Here is a 4,215-nt window from a genome sequence, read left to right as displayed (position 1 = left end):
CCATCCCATGGACGCGTGAATGAGTCCTGCCTGAGTCAATGGCATGTGGCGCCTTTCGTTATTGAAAATCATTGTTATCCCACAGCAGAACATTTCATGATGGCTGAGAAAGCCAGACTGTTCAACGATGGGGATGCACGGCAACAGATTATGGACGCCGATCAACCAGGCCTGGCCAAAAAATCAGGACGGCTGATCACAGGGTTTGATGAAGCCACCTGGAATCGGGAGCGATTTTCAATCGTGGTCCGTGGCAACCTGGAAAAATTCAAACGCAATGAACATCTGCGCCTCTATCTTTTGCAGACTGGTGACAAGATCCTGGTGGAGGCCAGCCCCTATGATAGGATTTGGGGCATAGGGATGGGCCGAGAGCATCCGCATGCGAGCAATCCTCTACGCTGGGAAGGTGAGAACCTCCTGGGGTTTGCCCTTATGGAAGTCCGCCGAAGGCTCAGGGAGGACGCCTCAATATCAGACGCTTGACAGCCCAATGGCCCGCTCCGGACCTGCCGCATCCCACCTCCTAAAACGCCCAGGTCCGCAGATTTTTTCTTGGATATCGGGCCATTCAGATGCCATGTTGTGGAATATCGTCAGCGACGCCAGTGCGTGGCCTGGAACAGATTTTTTTTGAGATCCGGTTTAGCTTCTATTTCAGACGTCCGGATTGTTTGTGGGAACGATTCTGTCCCGATCATTATTTGGCGGTTGCCAATGTATCCTGCTATGACCGACAGCTGAACAATGCTCAAAAGTAGCCCAGAGCCGCCTACTTCACCCCGGTCTGCTGAAAGGTGAATTTGAGCGCCCGCATTTCGTCCGGAGGCAGCCTGAAATCAGGTGACCATCGTCGCCAAAGCCACTCCATGAATGCCCAGTCGCGGTACTCCAGAGCCAACTCAACCACACCCGGGAGCTGGAAAAAGAATATATACCAGGAATTAAGAATTTGATTCGGGCGGATAAACGCGCGACGCCTAATCATAAAATTCGAGGGCGAGGAAGCCCGCAAACTGCGGATGAAGTATCTTGCCGTCAAGTGCTGAAGCCCGCTCAGGTTGTGTCAGTAACGGTCGATTGAAACGTACCTTTATCTTGTGAGGGCATTGCCCTATGCTCGTTCAGGGAACTTATCCAAAATAATTCTGGGTTAACTTTATGCGACTGTGTTCAGCAAATTAAGGCGATCCCCACGATATTACAGAAGTTTCCTTCCCCCCTGAGCTGGGCGGTTCCTGCCCGATCAGGCTTGTCTTTTCCAAAAAAGATAACCTTCAGAACATACCCGTAAAGCACAAGTCAAATACTCCGAAGACGAGAATATCGTATTACTTCTAATGGGTAAAATTCATGCTAACAAAGCTTGTCCGTCTGTCTCTCGCCGCATTGTCCCTGGCCGCTGGCTGCACAGACAGTGGCGGCTCTTCTGCTGGAACAGAAACAGCTCCGACCGGTGACCCGACAGCCGCTTATGGAGAAATCACGGCGGACGACGCCAAAACATTTGTGACTGAACAGCTGGGTGCAACAGAAAGCATCGCAAGTATGGGAATTTCGCCCGAATCAGCAGCAAAAATTAAGGACGAAGTTGGGGTAGCACCGGCTGATGGCCAACCTGCTCTTCAAACATTCGAACTACGCGCACGGTCAGGATTTGCACTCGCAGATAGCTGCACTTCTACATTGTCAGGAACGGAAACCGACGCGGATCTGGACTACCTTCCAGTCGATCGCACTTATACCTATGACTGTGCATATGAATATGCCACAGGCGATAATCCTTGGAGCTGGAAAGCGAAAGGATCCTGGTCAGCGAAAGATTCCAATGATGCGGCAGCCAACACGGGCGGGCGTTACGAGATGAAGGATTACGAATACAGCGGAAGCTTTAAGAACGAAAATGGCGACTATACCTATTCTGGAAAAAGCGACGGTTATACGGACTGGAAAAAGGATGCGACGACTTTCAGCACAGAAGCGCGTTATGCCACGGAATTCAAGTATAACGACAAGCCATTGGTAAAAATGGTTTACCTCAGCACGATGTCCTTTGTCGAAGACACAGCCAGTGTTTCTGTCAATCGCCAGGGCATACTGCAGATGAGCGGTTATGTGCGTACGGAGCGTGAAGGAAAGGTGTCTATCCTTGAACAAAAAGGTGAGGACCTGGTGGTGGATTCGGCGCTCTGTAATTACAGTGGCTACAAAACAGGGAAGATGACATTCACCGATGCAAAAGGTCACAAGTTGGTTGTCACCTATCAAGACTGCAAGCGTGTGATCACTTTGGATGAGCAGACACTGCCCACGCCGGATGAAAACAAGGAGCCAGTGGATGCCCGCCTTTTGTCTTGCAAATCCTTTTCCGCGGAAGGTGATAACGAGGCTGTTGAGGGCGGCGAGCTGATCATGTATAGCTGTGAAAACTTGAGCATTGATGCCGCAGGCGTTACAGGCATGACTGATGAGAAGAAGATGGCCTATCTGAAGGATATCTGTGTATCTGGACGCGGACAGGGTGCGAATTATCGCACGGTGGCAACTGTAGGACGTCTTTGTCCCAAGCCTGAAAAAGGCCTCGGCTATGCTTGTTTGAATACTAAGGTGAGTTTCTACGAAGAAGTTAACACGAGCATTATGGGAAATAAATATACGTACTGGTCCTCTGACGCCAGACAAGGCGATGATACCAAGTATCTGCAGGAGAACTGCGAATATCCCTATGTCGAAGACTCCAAAGGTCAGGGCGGAAGGTCAACGGAAAAAGTTGGGACTTTCGTTGCCTATTGAGCCTATGCAGATGATAGCATAACGCGATTGCGGGACTCCGTAGAGGATATATCGTCGATTACTGTTGATCCAAGATCTTTCCAAATCCCTTCCGAAAAGTTTCACAACTTGGACGGAGGGATTTTTTATGACAAACCGCAGATACCGCCGCCTCGGCCTATCACATACTGCCCGCTTCGAAGTGGTTCTTTTAATTCAATGAAGCAGCCCCAGTCCCCTTGAATCAGGCCCACCAGGCCAGCAGATAGATGTCTTCGGCGTTCCCCTGTTGCTTCAGGTAGTCCATGGCTTCAAAAAGTGCACTTCCCGGGACTCGATACTGCCTCTCGTTCCCCTACTCGAAGATATATACCGGCACACACCAAGAACGATGTTGAACGTGCCTCAGAAGCTGGATGTGGCCCTGGCCAAGGACGGGTTTCGAATGAAGCAGGGTAAACTGGTAAGGCTTAAGCTTTGAGCCCGCCTCCAGGATGCTGCGTTGGGATCGCTGTGGTGTCAGGAAGATCGCCCATTCCAATTCCAATGACTCAGCCCGCAAAGATTTCCATGTATCCATCAGCAAACTGGATTACCTGCATAGGCGCAGGGGGTAGGTCTAATGTCCAGGTTGGCCTTGTTCTTCTGTTCGCTCATGGGTCCTCCTCAGTTGGTATCACATTGTCCGGTTCTGTTGCGCCTGGGTAAGTCGGTGGTATTCTCGAGGAAACCTCGGGAGGCCGGCTCATGCTTTTTGACACCAAAGGACATTGTTTTGAGCGCCAGATCATCATGCTTCATGTCCGCTGGTATCTTTCCTATAAGCTCAGTTACCGCGACCTTGAAGAGATGGCCGAGGAACGTGGGCTTGAGGTTGACCACACCACCATTTACCGCAGAGTCATCAAGTTCACGCCAGGGCTGGAGAAGGCTGTGCGCCGGCTTAAGCAGCCCTCAGGCAAAAGCTGGTGCCTGGATGAAACTTATATCAAGGTCAAAGGCGAATGGAAATACCTCTACCGGGCGGTGGACAAGGAAGGCAATACTGTCGACTACTTGCTGACGGCAAAGCGCGACCGGAAAGCCGCACAACGCTTTCTCTTGAGGGCTATCAAATTAAATGACGAACCGATAAAAATCACTATCGACAAAAGTGGAGCCAACGCCGCCGGCATTCAGGCTTATAATGGCGACGAAGGCAGCGATATCGAAATTCGTTAGAACAAATATTTGAACAACATTATCGAGCAGGACCATAGGCCCATCAAACAGCTATGCAGGGCCACGTTGGGCTTTGGGAGGTTTCGGACGGCAAGGATTACAATTGGTGGCTTTGAGTCGATGAGAATAATTCGAAAGCGGCAGGTCAGAGCAGAGGGTGATACCTCTGCAGAGATCTTCTATTCCGTCGCTGCATGATCGTTCGCCAATCCGTGCTTCCCC

Annotated in this window: 2 protein-coding genes and 1 pseudogene; all 3 read left to right on the top strand. The window is 50.7% G+C overall.

Annotated elements, in window-relative coordinates:
- Positions 1-486: NADAR family protein (locus VE954_RS02720; protein ID WP_324949404.1), on the top strand; the 486-nt coding region annotated here is incomplete at its 5' end.
- Between the two features lie 867 nt (positions 487-1,353).
- On the top strand, positions 1,354-2,793 hold the full coding sequence (locus tag VE954_RS02715) for a hypothetical protein (protein ID WP_324949403.1): 1,440 nt from the start codon (positions 1,354-1,356) through the stop codon (positions 2,791-2,793).
- A gap of 726 nt (positions 2,794-3,519) precedes the next feature.
- Positions 3,520-4,191 (top strand): annotated as a pseudogene (locus VE954_RS02710) (IS6 family transposase).
- Positions 4,192-4,215 lie beyond the last annotated feature (24 nt).

Origin of the sequence: Oligoflexus sp. (genome assembly GCF_035638955.1) — a bacterium.
In the GTDB taxonomy this organism is placed as follows: domain Bacteria; phylum Bdellovibrionota_B; class Oligoflexia; order Oligoflexales; family Oligoflexaceae; genus Oligoflexus.
Note: the sequence above shows the minus strand (reverse complement) of the source record. Positions and strands in the feature narration are given on the sequence as shown.